General features: G+C 65.1%; 3 protein-coding genes. All 3 read left to right on the forward strand.

Annotation, left to right across the window (positions count from 1 at the left end; all coding sequences use genetic code 11):
• Positions 1-955 (forward strand): hypothetical protein (locus ACE3UY_RS17640; protein ID WP_374688800.1); only part of this gene is annotated, 955 nt, incomplete at its 5' end.
• Positions 956-1,027: 72 nt separating this feature from the next.
• Positions 1,028-1,354: an EthD family reductase gene (locus ACE3UY_RS17645; RefSeq protein WP_374688801.1), complete on the forward strand. Its 327-nt coding sequence runs from the start codon at positions 1,028-1,030 to the stop codon at positions 1,352-1,354.
• Positions 1,355-1,626: 272 nt separating this feature from the next.
• The gene (gene speD, locus ACE3UY_RS17650) at positions 1,627-2,061 is read left to right on the forward strand and encodes an S-adenosylmethionine decarboxylase (RefSeq protein ID WP_374688802.1); all 435 of its coding nucleotides are present in this window, start codon (positions 1,627-1,629) and stop codon (positions 2,059-2,061) included.
• Positions 2,062-2,130: the final 69 nt, after the last annotated feature.

Here is a 2,130-nt window from a genome sequence, read left to right on the forward strand (position 1 = left end):
CTTCATCGCCGGCGCGTCCCTCAACGGCCTCAACTTCAGCAGCGGCGCGGATCAACTCAGCCGCAGCCGCACCGAGCTAGACCTGCCCATTACCGTCTACGAGAAGACCAGCGACCCGGCCGCCGTCAACATCGCCCAACTGCACGTGGTGCTGGAGTTCGCCGACGACCTGGTGCAAGTCAACCAGCTCTACATCATCAATAACGATCAGAACGCGGTCTTCGTCGGCGCGACGGGCGATCCGGCCCAGGGCGTGATCGAGGTGGCCGTGCCGGAGGGGGCGCAGAACGTAGAGTTCCAGCGCTCCTTCGGCTCGATGGACTCCTTCCTGCCGGCCAGCGACTTTGTGCCCACGGCGCGCGGCTGGGCCGACCCGCTGCCGCTGCGGCCGGGGGAGGGGGCGCTGACGCTGCTGGTGCGCTACGCCCTGCCCTACAGCGACGGCATGAGCTTCGCCCACCCCATCTTCTATGAGACGGCGACGACCACTATCATTCTGCCCGACGCCGGCGTGTCGGTGACCAACGCGCCCTGGGTGGCGCAAGCGCCGCAGACATTCGGCCAGGGGGAAACGTTCCTGAACTACAACGGCCCTGGCGTGCCCGCGGGCGAGACGATCACCATCGAACTGGAGGGGCGGCCGAGCGTGGTGACGGATGCGGCCGGCGGCGCGGTCGTCAACCGCGACCCGACCCGCGAGCTGGCTATCGGCCTGGGCGCGCTGCTGGCGGCGGCGGTGGGCGGCATCTTCCTGTGGCGCGCCTGGCAGGGGCGGCGGGCCGATGAGGAGTGGGAAGAGGAGCCGGCCCTGGCGGCCGGCGGCGAGCGCGACGACCTACTGCGGGCCATCGCCGCCCTGGACGACGCTCGCGAAGCGGGCCAACTTGACGAGGCCACCTACGCCGCCCGCCGCGCGGAGTTGAAACGGCGGCTGGCAGCCGTCTGGAGCAAATAGGGACTAGGGTCTAGCGACTAGGGATCAAACAAGAACCCTAGTCCCTAGCCCCTAGCCCCTAGCCCCTATCTTATGCACAAATTCGTCGTCCTCTACTACCGCGTCGATGACGAGACGGCGCTCGAGGAATTCTTCAGCGGCACGCACGTGCCGCTGATGGACAAACTGCCGGGGCTGGCGGCGGTGGAGATCAGCCGGGTGGGAGGGCAGCCGCTCGGTCAGTCGCGCTTCCATCTGGTGGTCGAAGCCTACTTCGCCGACCGCGCCGCGCTGGCCGCCGGGTTGGCTTCCGAGCCGGGCATCGCCCTCATGAACGCCCTGCGGCCGTGGGCGGAGGAGCGGTTGATCGCCTGGTATTACGCTGACGCCTTCCACGAAGAAAGACCCCGCGCGTCGTAGCGCAGCCTGTCAGGCTGCATACGTTCGTAGTCAGGCAATTCATTGCCGTTCTTAGCGTGGGGCAGGAAGAACGGCCATGAATTGCCTGACTACAAACCTTCCACCCCCACTAATGCGTGACAAACATTAAAATATCGGAAAATGCCCCACTAATGGGCTTTACATTTCGCGGATTATCTGCATAATACAGTCCGTCCACGCGACGCAAGGAACCATCCCCCCCAGGTTAGCGGACAGATTAATATCCCACTCTTCCGAGGAGAATTGTTCCCATGAAGGATGTGTACGGTCTGCATCTGATGATGCGTGTTGCCAACGTGCGTAATCGCGTGGCGTTGGGTGATGGCGAGACCATCAACAAGTTCCTGGTTGACCTGGTTCACGAGTTGGACATGAACGTCCTGGCCGGGCCAATGGTCACCGAAGAGGCGGGCGAGCCACAGCGCGCCGGCTACTCCGGCGTCATCATCCTATACGAGTCGCACGCCGCCATCCACACCTACAGCGAGTTGGGCCAGGCGTTCGTCGACGTGTTCTCCTGCAAGCCGTATGACGCGAGCCGCGTGGAGCGCGTCATGAGCCGCTACTTCGGCGACTTCGAGGTCGTCGAGCAGACCACGCTCGGCCGCGGCGTCCACTGGGGCACAAACGTCGAGCGCGAAATGGAGAAGTGGGCCGCCGGCAAGGAACCGTCCTATGCGGCCTGAGCGCAACCCCGCCCTGGGCGGGCACTTGCTGGCCTATGCCGGCGTGCCGACGTTCATGCGCCAACCGGC

The sequence above is a fragment of the Promineifilum sp. (SeqCode) genome, assembly GCF_041918635.1.
In the GTDB taxonomy this organism is placed as follows: Bacteria; Chloroflexota; Anaerolineae; order Promineifilales; family Promineifilaceae; genus Promineifilum.